A 17102-nucleotide genomic window follows, 5' to 3' on the forward strand; every position below is an offset into this window, starting at 1 on the left:
TCTGCTATTGTATTTCTCTTACCCAAATATTACGGAAGCTGATCGGCTCGCTTTTATCGCCGTGGGCTTGTAATTTAATTGGCGAAGCACCATGTTTTACACTGTATGATGGTTTACCGATGTATTGAGTTGGGCCTAACAATGTAGTATTGTTTTGTACCAGCACACCGTTAAAAAATACGGTTACACGTGCAGGTGATTTAACAGAGCCATCCTCGTTAAACACAGGGGCAGTCCAAACTACATCATAGCTTTGCCACTCGCCCGGTTTGCGTGCAGGGTTGGCCAGCGGGATAAACTGTTTGTAAATACTGCCTGCCATACCGTTTACATAGGTCTTGTTATCGTATGAATCAACGATCTGTAATTCGTAACCGGCATCGCCTTTACCTATTGAAGCAAGGAATAAACCGCTATTGCCACGGCCCTGACCTGTACCGCTAATGTTAGCCGGGATGCGCCATTCAATGTGCAACTGGTAATTATTGAATGCTTTTTTAGTTTCAATATTGCCAGACGCTTTATTAACTGTAAGGATATTATCTTTTACAAACCAGTTTGCAGCCTTGTTACGGTCTTCCGTCATTACCCATTGGTCAAGGTTTTTACCGTCGAACAATATTACGGCATCAGAAGGCGCGCTTTTAAAGTCGGTAACACCTGGAGTAACCTTAACAGGTACCGGCTCCCAAACCTCTGTATCCTCTGGTTTTGCATTTTGTGCATGTGCCATGTAAAAACTGCCGGCCAATAAGGCTGTTAAAAGAAATTTATTTTTTATCATAGTTAGATTGTTTATGCAAGCAAGCTGCGCAGGTACTTACTGCTTTGCGTGATGCTTACAAATGGGTCAATTTTAAAGTTTTCCTGTTCTACAATGTAGTGTCTTACCCCTGCTTTCTGAGTGTGCTTAAAGATTGATTTGAAATCAATGGTACCCTTGCCTACTTCAGTGTTCAGGTCATGGTTTTGCTTGTCCATATCTTTAACATGCACCATGGTAAATCTACCCGGATAAGCTTCCAGCCATTTTACTGGATCCTGTCCAGAACGTACCACCCAGTATATATCCATTTCGAAATGTACCAGATCAGCATGGGTTTCTTTTAGCAGGATATCATAAAGCATCACACCATCAACTTTTTCAAATTCAAAGTTGTGATTGTGATAGCCCATTTTTAAACCTGCTTTTTCTACTCGTTTAGCTGCAAGATTAAGTTTGGTAGCTATGTTTTTAAGATCTGCTGCAGTTTTACGGAACTTTTCGTCCACATAAGGCATAACAATATATTGCTGACCTAATATCCTGGCTGCTTCTATAGCTTCGTCAATTTCACCTAACTTACCCTCTGCTAATAAAGCATCCATGCCATAGTGGCCGCTTGGGCTGGTCAATCCGTGTTTTTTAAGCAATGCGCTAAACTCGGTTGCACTTAACCCCCAAAAGCCGTGTTCTTTGCTGTAACCAAAGGTTTCAACCTCTTTGTATCCGGCAGCTGCTATTTTAGCAATCACGCCTTTTACATCTTTAGGCAGTTCCTCACGCAAGGTATATAACTGTAAACCTACTTTGCCGGTAATCTTCGCAGAAGAAAATTTAGGGGCTAACAACATACCAGCGCCTATAAGGCCCGCCTGGGTTAAAAAAGTTCTTCTCGTACTCATTTGTATCTGGTTTTAATCTGTCTTGTTATCAGACGTCACAAATCTGAACGCATTTACGCAGCGATGCAAATTTATCAGGATTAACCGGCATAAACTCCTGTGCTACAAAGCCTTTATAACCTGTAGCCACAATAGCTTTCATAATTGCCGGATAGTATAATTCCTGTGTATCGTCAATTTCATGCCTGCCTGGTACACCGCCTGTATGGTAATGTGCGATGTATTGGTGATAATCCCTAATGTTCTGGATCACATCACCTTCGTCAATCTGCATGTGGTAAATATCATACAGTAACTTAAAGTTATCAGAGCCAAGCTTTTTACAAAGTTCCGCCCCCCACCAGGTGCGGTCGCACTGGTAGTCTTTATGATCGTGCTTGCTGTTCAGAAGCTCCATCACCAATACTACTTTATGCTTCTCGGCTAATGGGATCAACTGTTTCAGTCCTTCCACGCAGTTGTTCCATCCTTCTTCATCGCTTTTACCACGGCGGCTGCCGCTAAAGCAGATCAGGTTGGTATAACCTGCCTTACCAACAAGCGGTATCATTTCAGTGTATTGCTTAATCAGCGTTTCATGAAATTTCTTGTCGTTAAAGCCATCGGTAAGGTTAATCTCCGCACCATTACACATGGATGAAGTTAAACCATACTTTTTCAGCATAGGCCATTCTTTAGGGCCAACCAGGTCAAGCCCGGTTAAACCTATATTTTTAAATTCCTGGCATACTTTCTCTAATCCATATTCATGGTAGATCCACCAGCATGCCGAATGGTTAATGTTTCCTTTTAGCTTCAATGTTTTAGTTTCTTCCGAAGCCTGAGTGGCGAACGGACTTAACATGCCCGAAGCAGATATAGCCGCAGTGCCTGCCAGTATGTTCTTGATAGCCGATCTCCGGTTGGTTGCCATATTTGTTTGAGTTGATCTTTTAAAAATAGTTTAATTACACATCAAGGCGCATGTCCTTTTGCTCGTCAAGGTTAAGCGAAGGATCAGCTGCCATGTTGTTACGGTCGCGGAAAAACAGTAAGAACAGCACCAGTACACCAGCTGCAATACCTGCTGGTATCAGCCAGATATGCTGCCAGTTATGCGAATTTGCACCGGTTTTGTATGAATCTACAATTGGGCCTGAAATATAAGAACCGATCAGCATACCAACGCCATAAGTGGCAAGGGTGATAAAGCCCTGTGCAGCACTTTTAAAACGTTCGCCTGCAAGGTTATCTGTATAGATTTGACCTGTTACGAAGAAGAAGTCATAACAAATACCGTGCATTACAATACCTAATATCAGCATCCAGTAATTGGTGTCAATGTTTCCGTATGCGAAGAACACATATCGTAATGCCCAGGCAAGCATACCAAAGGCCAACATTTTTTTAACGCCTAATCTTACAAAGAAGAAAGGCATGATAGCCATAAACACAAGTTCTGAAACCTGTCCGAATGCTTGCTTACCAGCCGCACCCTGCATACCTACCTCATTAAGGAAAGGATTGGTAAAGTTGTAATAAAAAGCAAGCGGAATACAAATTGCGATAGAACCCAGGAAAAATACCAGGTATGATGTATTTTTCAGCATACCAATCGAATCCAGGCCTACAATTTCACGGAAGCTTGTTTTTTGGCCTTTTTTAACAGGAGGCGTATCCGGTAAAGTAAAGCTGAATAAGCCTAATATTAATGAGGCTACTGCCGCCATTTTAAAAGTTAAGATCAGCGTACCTGCTTTTTCCCAACCTAACCAGCCAATTGTTAAACCCGCTACAATCCAGCCTAATGTACCTAAAACCCTTATCGGTGGAAACTCCTTGCTTGGATTGGTCATCTGCTTAAATGAAACAGAGTTAACCAATGCCAAGGTAGGCATATAAATCACCATGTAAATAAAGATGATCGGATAAAATGCATTGAAATCAGTCAGGGTTGTTGCATAATACAATGCAGCTGCGCCAACTAAATGCAATACACCCAATATTTTCTGAGCTGAGAAAAACTTATCTGCAATTAAACCGATAATAAACGGTGCAAGTATAGCACCGAATGATTGGGTTGCATAAGCCTCGGCGTTTTGAAAGTCTGTAGCTTTAAGCGTTTTGGTCAGGTAAGTACCCATCGTTACAAACCATGCTCCCCAAATAAAAAATTCGAGGAACATCATGAACGATAGTTTAACTTTAACGGTCAGGTTCATGGCAATACTATTTTACGGTAAGTATGTATTTAACCATTTCCTTAGCGTCATCAACAGATAAAGACGGGTGAGCGCTCATTGGTACTTCGCCCCAGCTACCAGAACCGCCTTTGATAACTTTATCGGCAAGTTTATCTATATCACCTGAGTTGTATTTTTTGGCAACGTCTGCATAAGCAGGGCCAACTAATTTATCGTGCTCTTTATGGCAGGTCAAACAATCGTTTTGTGCAATTAACTGCGCACCTTTTGATGATGAAGCTACGCTGCCACCTGTTTTTTCGTTACCCGCGCTACCGGTAGTATCCTGTGCTGCATCAGAGTTATGCGCTACGGCATTTTGATCTGTTGCAACAGTGGTATCTGTACTTACTTTATCAGATTTTTGTCCGCCACCACAGGCAGCCATTAACGTACAAAATGCTGCTAATGATAAAATGCTAAGTGTCTTCTTCATTATTAGATTAGTTTTAGTTGTTATATTCCTAATATTTTTTTGTTCAGCGATGCGTCTATTCCTGATGCTGCAAAATCATCAAAAACACGGTCTGTAACGTGTATAATGTGATCTTTTATAAATTGCGCACCTTCGCGGGCACCATCTTCCGGATGTTTAAGGGCACACTCCCATTCTAATACCGCCCATCCCGGAAAATCATATTGCGCTAATTTGCTAAAAATTGATTTAAAATCAACCTGTCCATCTCCTAAAGATCTGAAACGGCCGGCACGGTCAATCCAGTTCTGGTAACCGCCGTAAACGCCCTGTCGACCGGTCGGATTAAATTCGGCATCCTTAACGTGCATCATTTTAATGCGCTCGTGGTAAATATCGATGTACTCCAGGTAATCAAGGCACTGCAATATAAAGTGCGAAGGATCATAAAGCAGGTTGGCACGTTTATGATTGTTTACCTTTTCAAGGAACATCTCATACGTTGTACCATCATGCAGGTCTTCACCGGCATGTATTTCATAGCAAAGGTCAATACCGCATTCTTCGTAATAATCCAAAATCGGCATCCAGCGGCGGGCAAGTTCTTCAAAAGCAGTTTGCACCATACCGGCAGGGCGTTGCGGCCACGGATACATAAACGGCCATGCAAAGGCACCGCTAAATGTTACACTGGCAGGCAAACCTAAGTTTTGTGAAGCTTTTGCAGCATACTTAACCTGCTGTACAGCCCACTCCTGGCGTGCTTTCGGGTTTTTACGATAGGCTTCTGGTGCAAAACCATCGAACAGATCATCATATACCGGGTTTACAGCTACCAGCTGGCCCTGGATGTGGGTAGATAGTTCGGTAATTTCTAAACCCGCTTCATTTACGATGCCTTTTACTTCATCAGCATAAGTTTTGCTTTCGGCAGCTTTTTGCAGATCAATAAACCGCGGATCTCCGGTTGGCAGCTGCAGGCCTTTAAAACCAAGGCTTCCCGCCCACTCTGCGATAGCCTTTAAATCATTAAAAGGCGCTTTATCGCCAATAAATTGTGCTATAAATAATGCAGGTCCTTTTATTGTAACCATAGGTAGAGTTTAAATTGTAAATGGTGTCCATTTTTGGTCAGACTTACCCGAAGCTATTACATTTTCAGTAAATGCCATGCCACGCACGCCATCTTCCACGCCCGGATAATCCAATGCTTCCGGAGCGGCTTCTTGTCCTTCCAGCCCCGCCTTAACGGTTAAGGCAAAATTGCGGTAAAGATTTGCAAACGCTTCCAGATAACCCTCTGGATGACCAGCTGGTGTACGTGTATTGTGCTGTGCATAGCTGCTGGTATAACCGCCGCCTGTGCGGTAAATCTCAGCAGGTTTATCAGGCCAGCGAACAATTAATGAATTAGCATCAACCTGCTGCCACTCTAAACCGCCTTTTTCACCATAAACACTGATGTTTACGTTGTTTTCGGCACCGGCAGCAACCTGTGTTGCAATTAAAACACCGCTTGCACCGTTTTCAAATTTCAGCAGCACAGCGCCATCATCATCCAACTTACGCCCTTCAACCACAACATTGATATCCGCACATAAATGCGAAACTTTTAATCCGGTAATGTATTCAGCAAGATTAAAAGCATGCGTGCCAATATCACCCATAGCGCCTGCAATACCGCTTTTACCCGGATCTGTGCGCCATGAAGCCTGCTTGTTGTCTTCACCCTCCAGGAAAGTGCTCAACCAGCCTTGCGGATACTGCACATACACCTTACGGATTTTACCCAGCTTACCAGATTTAATCAGCTGTTTAGCCTCTTTTACCATTGGGTAACCGGTGTAAGTATGCGTAAGGCAGAATTTGTTGCCTGTGCTTTCTACAACTTTTTTAAGCTCTTTAGCTTCATCAAGCGAGAAGGTCATTGGCTTGTCCAGCACTACATGGAACCCATTCTCGAGTGCAAGTTTTGAAGGTTCAAAATGTACGTGGTTTGGTGTTACAATACTGATCACCTGTACGCGCTGATCTTCGGGTAGTTGTCTTTCCTTTTCGATGAGATCTTTGTACGAACCATAAATGCGGCTTTCATCCAGGCCAAGCGCAATACCGCTGGCTTTGGCTTTTGCAGAATCACTGCTGAAAGCACCGCAAACTAATTCATATTGATCATCTATACGTGCGGCAATGCGGTGCACGGCGCCAATAAAGGCTCCCTGACCGCCGCCAATCATTCCAAGTCTTAGTTTCATCTGTAACGCTAAGTTCCACATATAGCCGTCATTGCGAGGCACGAAGCAATCCCCAATTAACAAAACATCTGTTAAAGATGATCTGCATAGTTTGGGATTGCTTCGTGCCTCGCAATGACGAGCGGACATTAATATTTAAGCCAAAGCCCAGGCTTTATCCCCCTTTTTGTAAGGATAGTTACCATCAAACTTACCCGGTACAGGCAAGTAACGCATAGCTTTTGTACAGCCTGGCTCTGAGGTAAAATACCCTAGCAGCGTAAGCTCTTTAATCATGCGGTAATAATGGTTAGGGTCTTCTTTCTTCTTAGTTTTAGAATACTCCATTTGCTCCTTATCAAGCGCGGCTAAAACTTTAACGCGTTCTTCAGGGCTGGCATCCATAAATTTAGCCTTAATCAGTTTCTGACTGGCATCATCCAATTTACCTAAACCGTCAATAAATACTTTCTGATCTTCTTTGGTGTAGCAGTCGCGAACCATTACCGCCATAAACTGGCCCACTTTAGCGTCTTTAGCGCCTGGTGTGCTGGTACGTGGTAAAATGGTTTCAGCTACTTCATCCATAAAGGCAACGTTTTTTTCGTCGAAAAGGTCGTCTACTTTGCTGGCAGTTGGTTTACAGCCAGAGATAAAGAACTCTGTGCCGATAACAGTGCCGCCCAGTATCCAGGCAACTCTTTCAATAGCTTGTCTTCTATTCATAGTTTTTACTATGCTTATTTAAGTTTATCAGTTAATCTTTTAAGCTTTCATCAGGTTCCAGCCCTGGCGGTACTCACGTTTAACGTATTTATTAACCGCATCAAAGTTAGATACCTTCATGGCTGAATTATCCCATTCGTATTTGATCTGTCCGCCTGGCAAATCGTGGCCCCTTACAGCAAGGTTAGCCATTAATAATGCCTCGGTTAACGGACCAGCTACTTCAAATGGTGAACTTACTTCTTTTTTACCATATCCTGCTAAACAAGCCTCAACCCATTGGCCATAGTGGCCATCGGCACCACCTGGTACACGTGCCCATTTCTGCGGCGCATGAGCCTGTGCGGTCAGTGATTTTGGTAATAGAGTTGGCGCTGATGAATAAGTACTTGCGTACATTTTGCCTTTGGTACCGATAAATAATGTACCGTTACCTTCTTCGCCACCCCATTTTTCGTTAGGGCCAAGCTCATCCGGTCTTTCAGGCTGTATACCACCGTCCATCCAGTGCAGGGTAACGTCGCCTTGTGTTTTAGCAGTTTTAGGGAAGGTAAGCGTAATGTGGCTTGATGGCGGGCAGCTTTCAGGGAAAACGCCTTTCTTAAATTCGTCAACATAAACACTACCAACACTTGCCTGTACGCTTTTCACGTATTGCAAACCAAGCGCACGGAACGGAGCCTCAATTAAGTGGCAACCCATATCGCCCAAGGCGCCGGTACCATAATCCCACCAGCCACGCCAGTTGAACGGAACCAGTTTATCTACGTAATCTTTGTAAGGCGCTGTACCTAACCACAGATCCCAGTCTAATTCTTTCGGAACTTCGGCTTTGGTAGTTGGCCATTGTATGCCTTGCGGCCATACCGGGCGGTTGGTCCAGCAATAAATGGTATGCACATCACCGATTAAACCAGCATCGTACCACTCAGAAAGTAAGCGTGTACCATCATTTGATGCACCCTGGTTACCCATTTGGGTTACTACCTTATACTTTTTGGCAGCTTCGGTAAGCATACGCGCTTCATAAATATCATGCGTAAGCGGTTTTTGCACATAAACGTGCTTGCCTAACTGCATGGCATGATAAGTAATAATGGCGTGGTTATGATCTGGCGTTGATACAGAAACGGCATCAATATGCTTGTGTTCTTTGTCGAACAGTTCGCGCCAGTCTTTATAATATTTTGCTTTAGGGAAGTTTTTAACAGAATTTGCCGCGCGGCGGTCGTCAACATCGCACAGGTAAGCAATTTCTGCCTTACCACTTTTATAAAAGTTGGCAATGTCGCTTTCGCCTTTACCACCGGCTCCAATACCGGCAATCATTAGCTTATCGCTTGGTGCCGTATATCCTTTTCCGCCTAATACGTAACGCGGAACAATCATAAAACCGGCAGCTGCTAATGAACTGCTTTTAATAAAGTCGCGCCTGGAAACGCCCTTCTGTTCTTTCTCTTCGGGTTTGTTATTCATTGGTGTAAAGTTTTAGATATTCATTTTCTTTAACTCGCTTACCGCATAGTCAACCGCACGGGCAGTTAAAGCCATATAAGTTAAAGAAGGGTTTTGGCATGCTGCCGATGTCATTGCAGAACCATCGGTAACGAATACGTTTTGTGCATCCCAAACCTGGTTCCATTTGTTAAGTACCGATGTTTTAGGATCGTGGCCCATACGTGCAGTACCCATTTCATGGATACCTTTACCAAGTACCGGCTCGCTTGTAAACGACTTCACGTTTTTAACGCCTGCTGCTTCCAGCATTTCAACGGCTTCGTTAGCCATATCAATACGCATTTTATTTTCGTTATCGCGTACCACGGCATCAATAACCGGAACAGGTAAGCCCCATTTGTCTTTCTTGGTTTTATCAAGATACATGCGGTTTTCGTGGTAAGGTAAAGTTTCACCAAAGCCACCCATACCCATAGTCCATGCGCCAGGCTCTGCAAGCGCATCTTTAAATGCACCTCCCAGGTTTAATTCAGGAATATCGCGGCTCCAGCGCTCGCGGCCTGCACTTCCCTGGTAACCAAAACCACGTATGTAATCGCGTTTTTTATCACCTTCAAGGTTAGCAAAACGAGGAATATATATACCATTAGCACGGCGGCCATACATGTATTTATCTTCATAGCCTTCCACATCACCTGACGCGCCTACCCCTAAGTGGTGGTCCATAATGTTGTGGCCTAACTCGCCGCTGCTGCTGCCCAAGCCACCTGGCCAGATATCAGTAGCAGAATTCATTAATATCCATGCTGTATTAATGGTAGATGCATTAAGGAAGATCACTTTTGCATAGTACTCGTAAGTTTTGTTGGTTTCTGCATCAAGTACCTCTACCCCTTTTGCTTTTTTGGTGTCTTTATCGTAAAGTACTTTGGTAACAATGCTAAACGGACGTAAGGTTAAGTTACCGGTTTTAACTGCTGCAGGCAATGTAGCCGATTGCGTACTGAAGTAGGCACCGAACGGACAGCCTAACCAGCATTTGTTACGGTATTGGCAATTGGTACGGCCCTCATGCGGAACTGTAATGTTTGCCGTACGGCCGATGATCATGTGGCGGTTGTTTTTGTAGTGCGCTTTTATACGGGCTGCTACATCCTTTTCAACCACGTTCATTTCCATGGCCGGCATAAAATCACCATCAGGTAAAATAGGCACACCATCACGGTTACCAGAGATACCTGCAAATTTCTCTGCATAGCTATACCATGGCGCAAGGTCGGCATAACGGATAGGCCAGTCAACTGCGATACCATCTCTAAGGTTAGCTTCAAAATCGCTGTTGTGCCAGCGGTATGACTGACGGCCCCACATTAACGAGCGGCCACCAACATGGTAACCACGAAACCAATCAAATGGCTTAGCTTCCACATATGGGCTTTCTTTTTCGTTAACCCAATAATCAAGGTTAACTTCGGTTAGCACATAATCGCGTTTTAATACAGGATGATCTTCGATCATCTGTTGGGTACGGCCGCCGCGGTGTGGGAACTCCCAAGGCGCTTTATTGGCGTTCACATAATCTTTAATGTGCTCAATGTTTTTGCCGCGTTCAAGTACAAGTGTTTTTAACCCTTTTTCGGTTAATTCTTTAGCTGCCCAACCCCCGGATATACCAGAGCCAACAACTATTGCATCATAAGTATTAGCTGCCATAAAATAATGAAGGTGAAAATTGGTGTTTTGTGGTTACCACGCCTAATTTATAATTTTTTTTAATCTATAATAAATATCCATTGTGTTTTCAGTACGCAATGGCATTAATTTGTACTATTTCTAAGCAATATCGCCCTTTTTCATTTGGCCTACTGCATAATCTACCGCCCTGGCTGTAAGCGCCATATAAGTTAATGACGGATTTTGTGTGGATGTAGATGTCATACACGCGCCATCTGTAACAAATACGTTATCTACCAAATGCATCTGGTTCCACTTGTTTAAAATAGATGTTTTTGGATCATTACCCATACGCACACCACCCATTTCATGGATATCCAGACCCGGCGCCTGCTTGCTGTCTATCGACTGAATATTTTTGAAACCTGCCTTAGTGAACATGTCCGTTATTTGCTCAATATAATCCTTGATCATCTTCTCATCGTTATCATCATAACCGATGTTGAATTTGAGCTGTGGCACTCCCCACTCATCTTTTTTAGTGGTATCAAGCGTAAGTGTGCTGGTCTCTTTAGGGATGGTTTCGCCCATCATGTGCGAGCCTACTTTCCAGTTACTGTAAGATGGATGCAGGATGTTATTTTTTAATGTTGTACCAACGCCTGTAAGGTTGTTTTCGAAATGGCGGTATGCACTGAAACCTGCAGCATAGCCACGCAAAAAGTTAGTTTCCTGTTTATGTACGTTCCTGAATCGTGGAATATAGCCACCACCTGCCGGATTGCGGCCGTCGGTAGTCCAGTCCATAAAACCATCATATTCACCCCAAACACGCGCCCTGTAATTGTGGAAAGCAACGTATTTACCTAAAACACCGCTATCATTACCCAAGCCATTAGGGAAGCGCTGCGACTTTGAATTAAGCAACACCAGGTTGGTATTCATGGCTGCTGCATTAACAAATATGATCTTCGCAAAATATTCGATCACCTGCCTAGTTTGCGTATCCATAATACGCACACCGGTAGCCTTATTCTGTTTATCGTCGAAGATAATTTCCTGTACAACTGAATGCGGCCTTAACGTAAGTTTGCCGGTACGCAATGCCCACGGAATAGTTGATGCATTGGCGCTAAAGTATCCGCCAAACGGACAACCACGTTGGCAAAGTACCCGTTTCTGGCATTGTGCCCTGCCCTGGTCAAAATGTATTTGATTAGGCTTTGATAAATGCGCACAACGCGCACTGATCACATTGCGGCCTGTATAGTTTTTACTTACAAAATTGCTGAAGTAAGTTTCTACGTCATTTAACGGGAAACCAGGCAAAAATTCACCGTCAGGCAAATTATCCAACCCGTCCTTGTTACCTGCAATGCCTGCAAACTTTTCTACATAACTGTACCAAGGTGCAAGGTCTTTATAGCGAATTGGCCAGTCGACAGCAAAGCCATCACGGGCGGGGCCTTCAAAATCAAAATCGCTCCAGCGCTGTGTCTGCCGTGCCCACAATAACGATTTACCACCTACCTGGTAGCCTCGAATCCAGTCGAAAGGTTTATCCTGTACGTAAGGGTGTTCTTTGTCTTTTACAAAGAAATGCGCAGCATCCTCATGAAAAGCGTAACAGCGGTTTACAATAGGGTTTTCCTGCTGAACATCATAAGGCATTTGCCCGCGGTGTTCAAACTCCCACGGGTACATATTGGTGGTAGGGTAATCTTTTAAATGCTTTACATCGCGACCGCGCTCAAGCATTAACGTGTTAAGCCCTTTTTCAGTAAGTTCTTTAGCAGCCCAGCCCCCACTCATGCCCGAGCCTATAACTATAGCATCAAAGGTATGTTGTTTGGCTGCGTCTATATTTAAATTAGCCATGTTGTAATACCTTTATATCTTTTACCGGATAATGTGGATTATACCTGCCGGGCACCAGTTCATAAACAATTTGCTTCGTCATAAAATACTTTGAATAAGTATATCCAAAAATGGTCTGGCTTTTAACAAGGTTATAAAATGCCAGCACATCATCCTGCGGAGGCGTTGGTGATGAACCGCCATTTACTTTTTTATCCTGCTTGCGCTGTTCAACCAGCTTATGGTCTAACTCGTTCAGGATATTCTCGCGCTGTACCTGAGTGCATTGGCCAAATGGCTTATTGTATTTAGCCTCGGCATCTTTAGCAAAACGGTCAAGCCCATTTGTAAATGCCTTTTGGTCATCAGGGCTGAAACAATCGTCCACCATCTTCATTACAAACAAATGCAGGTTAAGATCCTTTGCACCCGGGGTATCAGTTTTAGGAATGATGGTCTCTGAAATATCGGCAAGCAATTTTTCCTGATCACCATTAATGCTAATCTTTTTAAGTGCTATCGAAGCCTTTCCGTGATCCTGCATACAGGATGGCAGCAAGGCCGCTCCACCGATAATTAAAGCCAGATTTGTTATTGCAGTACGCCTATCCATTAATATGGTTTGTAATTGGTTTTTGTAAAATGGGCGTTTTGTTTACATGTGCAATATACAGCTATAATTAAATAATCAAGCATGTAAACCCCCTTTAATTCACTAATTGTAAACCAATTTTTACACATAATGAGGATAAAACAATGCTTTGAACGCTATTGACAAGATGTTGACCTATAATGACAATGTACAAATTACACCTCTTGTCATATTTAGCACAAATAGCTATTTCCCAAAAACATTTCTACGCCGTTTGCATTGATTGGATATGGATATAAAGAATCAACCTGGAGACCCGTTCCCACTCGGTGCTACATATAAAAATAACGGAGTAAATTTTGCAATTTATGCTTACAACGCTACAAAAGTTGAGGTTTGTTTATTTAAAACACCTAAAGACGAAATAGAATATACTAAAATTGAGATGCACGAACGTACGCACGAGATATGGCATACCTTCGTGCCTGACCTTCAACCCGGGCAATTATATGGTTATCGCGTATATGGCCCATACGAACCGGAAAATGGGCACCGCTTTAATCCTAACAAATTACTGATAGACCCTTATGCCAAAGCCATTGCCGGCCCTATTGAATGGCACGACTCGCTGTTTGGCTATAAAATGGGCGACGAGCAGGAAGACCTGAGCTTCAGCGAAACTGACAGTGCGGCTTATTTACCAAAAAGCGTAGTGGTAGATTGTAATTTCGACTGGCAAGGTGATAAGCCTTTGCGTACTCCATATACTGATACTATCATTTATGAGGCGCACGTGAAAGGTTTCACACAATTGCATCCGGATATCCCGGAAGAGATACGCGGTACTTATGCAGGTATCAGCCACCCGGTAACTATTAATTACTTAAAAGAATTAGGCATCACAGCCATTGAGCTGATGCCTGTACAGCATTTCCTTGCCGACAGGCACCTGAAAGAAAACGGCCTTACCAATTATTGGGGATATAATACCATTGGTTACTTTGCCCCTGAAGTAAAATACGCTTCAAAAGGCGTAATGGGTGAGCAAGTGATCGAATTTAAAGAGATGGTACGCGAACTGCACAAAGCAGGCATCGAGGTAATATTAGACGTTGTTTACAACCACACGGCCGAAGGCAACCAGATGGGGCCAACCATTTCATTCCGTGGTGTTGATAATCAAGGCTATTACCGCCTTATGGAAGATAATCCGCGCTTTTATATGGATTATACCGGTACCGGTAATACGTTAAATGCTTATTTGCCAAGTGTACTGCGTTTAATCATGGACAGCTTGCGTTACTGGGTTACAGAAATGCACGTGGATGGTTTCCGCTTTGACCTTGCAGCTACCCTTGCACGTGAACTACATGAAGTAAACCGATTGAGCGCATTTTTCGATATTATTCACCAGGATCCGATCATATCACAGGTTAAACTGATTGCAGAGCCTTGGGATATTGGCGAAGGTGGCTACCAGGTAGGTAAATTCCCTGCAGGCTGGGGCGAATGGAATGGCAAATACCGTGATTGCGTTCGCGATTACTGGCGCGGTGCCGACAGTACGTTAGCTGAGTTTGCATCACGTTTTACAGGTAGTGCTGACCTTTATCAGGAAGATTACCGCCGCCCTACGGCCAGCGTTAACTTTATTACCGCTCATGATGGTTTTACACTTAATGACCTGGTGAGCTATAATGAAAAGCACAACGATGCCAACGGTGAAGATAATAATGACGGTGAAAGCCACAACCGCTCATGGAACTGCGGAGCCGAAGGTCCAACCGATGATAACATGATCAATGAACTGCGCGAAAGGCAAAAACGTAATTTCCTGACTACGCTTTTCTTATCGCAGGGCGTACCGATGCTGGTAATGGGCGACGAGATCAGTCGTACACAACAAGGTAATAACAATGCCTATTGCCAGGATAATGAAATATCATGGGTTGACTGGGAGAAGGCAGATACCGATCTTTTAGACTTTACCCGTAAGCTAATAAAATTACGCAAAGAACACCCTTCCTTTGGCCGCCGCCGCTGGTTTAAAGGCGAACCTGTTAAACCAGGGGAGGTTGAAGATATTGCCTGGTTCCTGCCTGAAGGCGAACAAATGAGCGAAGAAAACTGGGGTCATGATTTTGCCAAATCACTTGGTGTGTTTATCAATGGCCGTGCATTGCGCACACGTCACCGCGATGGCACCAATGTAATTGACGACAACTTTTATGTGATCTTTAATGCACACCACGAACCTTTGGAATATAAGCTTCCATCTTCAGATTACGCGAAGGACTGGCAGGTAGTACTGGATACTTGTGGTAACTATATAAAGGATACAGATAAATATAATTCAGGCGATACAATTAAAGTGGATGGCCGCTCTGTGGTGGCATTACATCACCCGATAGTGTATTAGGATATGGAGATAAAGAGGCGTACAGTTGGTGTTAATGTAAATGCAGGTGGTGGTGTTGATGCCCTTATCTGGGCACCAAAAGCAAAAGATGTAAAGCTGCGTATCTGTAACGGGCGTATAGATATCCCCATGCAACAGCAGGATTACGGCTATTGGTGTTTACAAACGGATAAGCTGAAAGACGGCGACCTTTACCGCATTGTATTGGACGATGAAAAGTTCTTACCCGAACCTGCCTCGTTAAGTCAGCCGGAAGGCGTTCACGGACACTCGCAGGTGGTCGACTTAAACGCTTTTAAATGGAGCGATCAGTCGTGGCATAATCCTGAACTTGAGGATTACATCATCTATGAATTACATGCAGGTACTTTCAGTACCGAAGGTAATTTTGATGGCATCATTGCCAAACTTGATTACTTGAAAAACCTCGGCATCAATGCAATTGAAATTATGCCGGTTGCACAGTTTCCCGGAGATCGCAACTGGGGATACGATGGTGTTTTTCCTTATGCAGTACAGAACAGTTACGGCGGACCAAAAGGTTTACAGCAACTGGTTGATAGCTGCCACAAGAAAGGTATTGCAGTTGTCCTTGATGTTGTCTACAACCACTTAGGCCCTGAAGGAAACTATTTTGATGCCTTTGGCAATTACTTTACAGATAAATACAATACGCCCTGGGGCAACGCCATTAATTTTGATGATGCCTGGTGCGATGCGGTAAGGCAATATTACATTGAGAATGTATTGATGTGGTTCAGGGATTTTCATATCGATGCCTTGCGTATGGATGCTGTTCATGCGATCAAAGATTTCAGCCCGAAACATATTTTGGCTGAAATACGCGAGAACGTTGATGCGCTGATGAAGCAGACCGGCCGTAAATACAATCTGATTATCGAGTGTGACTTAAACGATACCCGCTACATAGATCAGAACAACAATTATGCATTTGGCATGGACTCGCAATGGGTTGATGAGTTTCACCATGCTTTGCGTATCACTGCAGGCGGCGATCGCACTGGTTACTACGAAGACTTTAATGGCATAAAAGATCTGGCTAAAGCCTATCAAGATGCTTATGTATATGACGGGCAGTATTCTGCTCACCGTAAAAAGCATTTTGGTATACCTGCTACCGGGCACCCGGGCAAACAGTTTATTGTATTTTCACAAAACCATGACCAGGTAGGTAACCGCATGCTGGGCGAACGCAGCAGCCAGTTATTCACCTTTGAAATGCAGAAACTGATGGCTGTGGCCGTATTCGCGTCTCCATATATACCTATGTTGTTTATGGGCGAAGAATGGGGCGAGCCTAACCCTTTCTTATACTTTGTAAGCCATACTGACCCAGAACTGGCCGAAGCTGTACGCAAAGGCCGCAAAGCAGAATTTGCGGCGTTCCATGCAGAAGGCGAAGCGCCAGACCCTATGGCAGAAGAAACCTTCAATCAATCGAAGTTACAATGGGATCTGCTTACAGATGAACCACACGCTGTTATGCTTGCCTTTTACAAAAAATTAATCTATCTGCGTAAATACATGCCGGCATTAAAATTCCTGCATCGTAATCAAATGACGGTTAAGGTGGACGAACAAAAGCAGATACTAAAAATCAGCCGTTGGTACCAAAATGATTTCCTCACCACTATCATGAATTTTTCTGATGAGGTACAGGAAACTAACATGCCGGTTTCTGAACGCCCTTGGAATAAGGTTTTAGATTCAGCCTCGCCAGAATGGAACGGCCCTGCCGATGCACCAATGACCTTAACAAGCGGACAAAAGGTTCAGTTACAACCGCAGTCGGCAATTATTTACGCATTAAAATAATAAC

At 43.7% G+C, this 17102-nt stretch carries 14 protein-coding genes; 2 read left to right on the forward strand and 12 right to left on the reverse strand.

Annotated features, from left to right (window positions below; translation table 11 throughout):
• Window positions 1-4 precede the first annotated feature (4 nt).
• From PQ461_RS13815 to PQ461_RS13870, 12 genes are all read right to left on the reverse strand, one after another.
• Window positions 5-784, reverse strand: a complete 780-nt coding sequence (locus PQ461_RS13815) for a 3-keto-disaccharide hydrolase (RefSeq protein ID WP_274206110.1) — start codon at window positions 782-784, stop codon at window positions 5-7.
• Between the two features lie 11 nt (window positions 785-795).
• A complete protein-coding gene (locus PQ461_RS13820) occupies window positions 796-1665 on the reverse strand; it encodes a sugar phosphate isomerase/epimerase family protein (RefSeq protein WP_274206111.1) in 870 nt (289 codons plus the stop codon).
• Between the two features lie 28 nt (window positions 1666-1693).
• Window positions 1694-2578, reverse strand: a complete 885-nt coding sequence (locus PQ461_RS13825) for a hydroxypyruvate isomerase family protein (RefSeq protein WP_274206112.1) — start codon at window positions 2576-2578, stop codon at window positions 1694-1696.
• 34 nt (window positions 2579-2612) lie between these two features.
• The gene (locus tag PQ461_RS13830; RefSeq protein ID WP_274206113.1) at window positions 2613-3866 is read right to left on the reverse strand and encodes a nucleoside permease; all 1254 of its coding nucleotides are present in this window, start codon (window positions 3864-3866) and stop codon (window positions 2613-2615) included.
• Window positions 3867-3873: 7 nt separating this feature from the next.
• Window positions 3874-4323 carry a c-type cytochrome gene (locus tag PQ461_RS13835; protein ID WP_274206114.1) on the reverse strand — a complete coding sequence of 150 codons (450 nt, stop codon included), beginning with the start codon at window positions 4321-4323 and terminating at the stop codon, window positions 3874-3876.
• A gap of 20 nt (window positions 4324-4343) precedes the next feature.
• Window positions 4344-5396: a sugar phosphate isomerase/epimerase family protein gene (locus PQ461_RS13840; protein WP_274206115.1), complete on the reverse strand. Its 1053-nt coding sequence runs from the start codon at window positions 5394-5396 to the stop codon at window positions 4344-4346.
• A 9-nt stretch (window positions 5397-5405) separates the two neighbouring features.
• Window positions 5406-6557, reverse strand: a complete 1152-nt coding sequence (locus PQ461_RS13845) for a Gfo/Idh/MocA family protein (protein ID WP_274206116.1) — start codon at window positions 6555-6557, stop codon at window positions 5406-5408.
• Window positions 6558-6692: 135 nt separating this feature from the next.
• Window positions 6693-7262, reverse strand: coding sequence for a gluconate 2-dehydrogenase subunit 3 family protein (locus tag PQ461_RS13850; protein WP_274206117.1), 570 nt, complete (start codon window positions 7260-7262; stop codon window positions 6693-6695).
• 39 nt (window positions 7263-7301) lie between these two features.
• Complete coding sequence (locus tag PQ461_RS13855; RefSeq protein ID WP_274206118.1) at window positions 7302-8738, reverse strand: Gfo/Idh/MocA family protein; 1437 nt, start codon at window positions 8736-8738, stop codon at window positions 7302-7304.
• Window positions 8739-8750: 12 nt separating this feature from the next.
• Window positions 8751-10433 carry a GMC oxidoreductase gene (locus PQ461_RS13860; RefSeq protein ID WP_274206119.1) on the reverse strand — a complete coding sequence of 561 codons (1683 nt, stop codon included), beginning with the start codon at window positions 10431-10433 and terminating at the stop codon, window positions 8751-8753.
• Window positions 10434-10553: 120 nt separating this feature from the next.
• A complete protein-coding gene (locus PQ461_RS13865) occupies window positions 10554-12272 on the reverse strand; it encodes a GMC oxidoreductase (RefSeq protein WP_274206120.1) in 1719 nt (572 codons plus the stop codon).
• Window positions 12265-12864, reverse strand: a complete 600-nt coding sequence (locus PQ461_RS13870) for a gluconate 2-dehydrogenase subunit 3 family protein (protein WP_274206121.1) — start codon at window positions 12862-12864, stop codon at window positions 12265-12267. The genes PQ461_RS13865 and PQ461_RS13870 overlap by 8 nt, the downstream gene beginning before the upstream one ends.
• Before the next feature lie 268 nt (window positions 12865-13132).
• On the opposite strand from PQ461_RS13870, the gene glgX reads away from it, so the two are divergent.
• Together glgX and treZ are read left to right on the forward strand one after the other, a co-directional pair.
• Complete coding sequence (gene glgX / locus PQ461_RS13875; RefSeq protein ID WP_274206122.1) at window positions 13133-15262, forward strand: glycogen debranching protein GlgX; 2130 nt, start codon at window positions 13133-13135, stop codon at window positions 15260-15262.
• 3 nt (window positions 15263-15265) lie between these two features.
• Window positions 15266-17098, forward strand: coding sequence for a malto-oligosyltrehalose trehalohydrolase (gene treZ / locus PQ461_RS13880; RefSeq protein ID WP_274206123.1), 1833 nt, complete (start codon window positions 15266-15268; stop codon window positions 17096-17098).
• Window positions 17099-17102: the final 4 nt, after the last annotated feature.

Source organism: Mucilaginibacter sp. KACC 22063, assembly GCF_028736115.1.
GTDB lineage: Bacteria > Bacteroidota > Bacteroidia > Sphingobacteriales > Sphingobacteriaceae > Mucilaginibacter.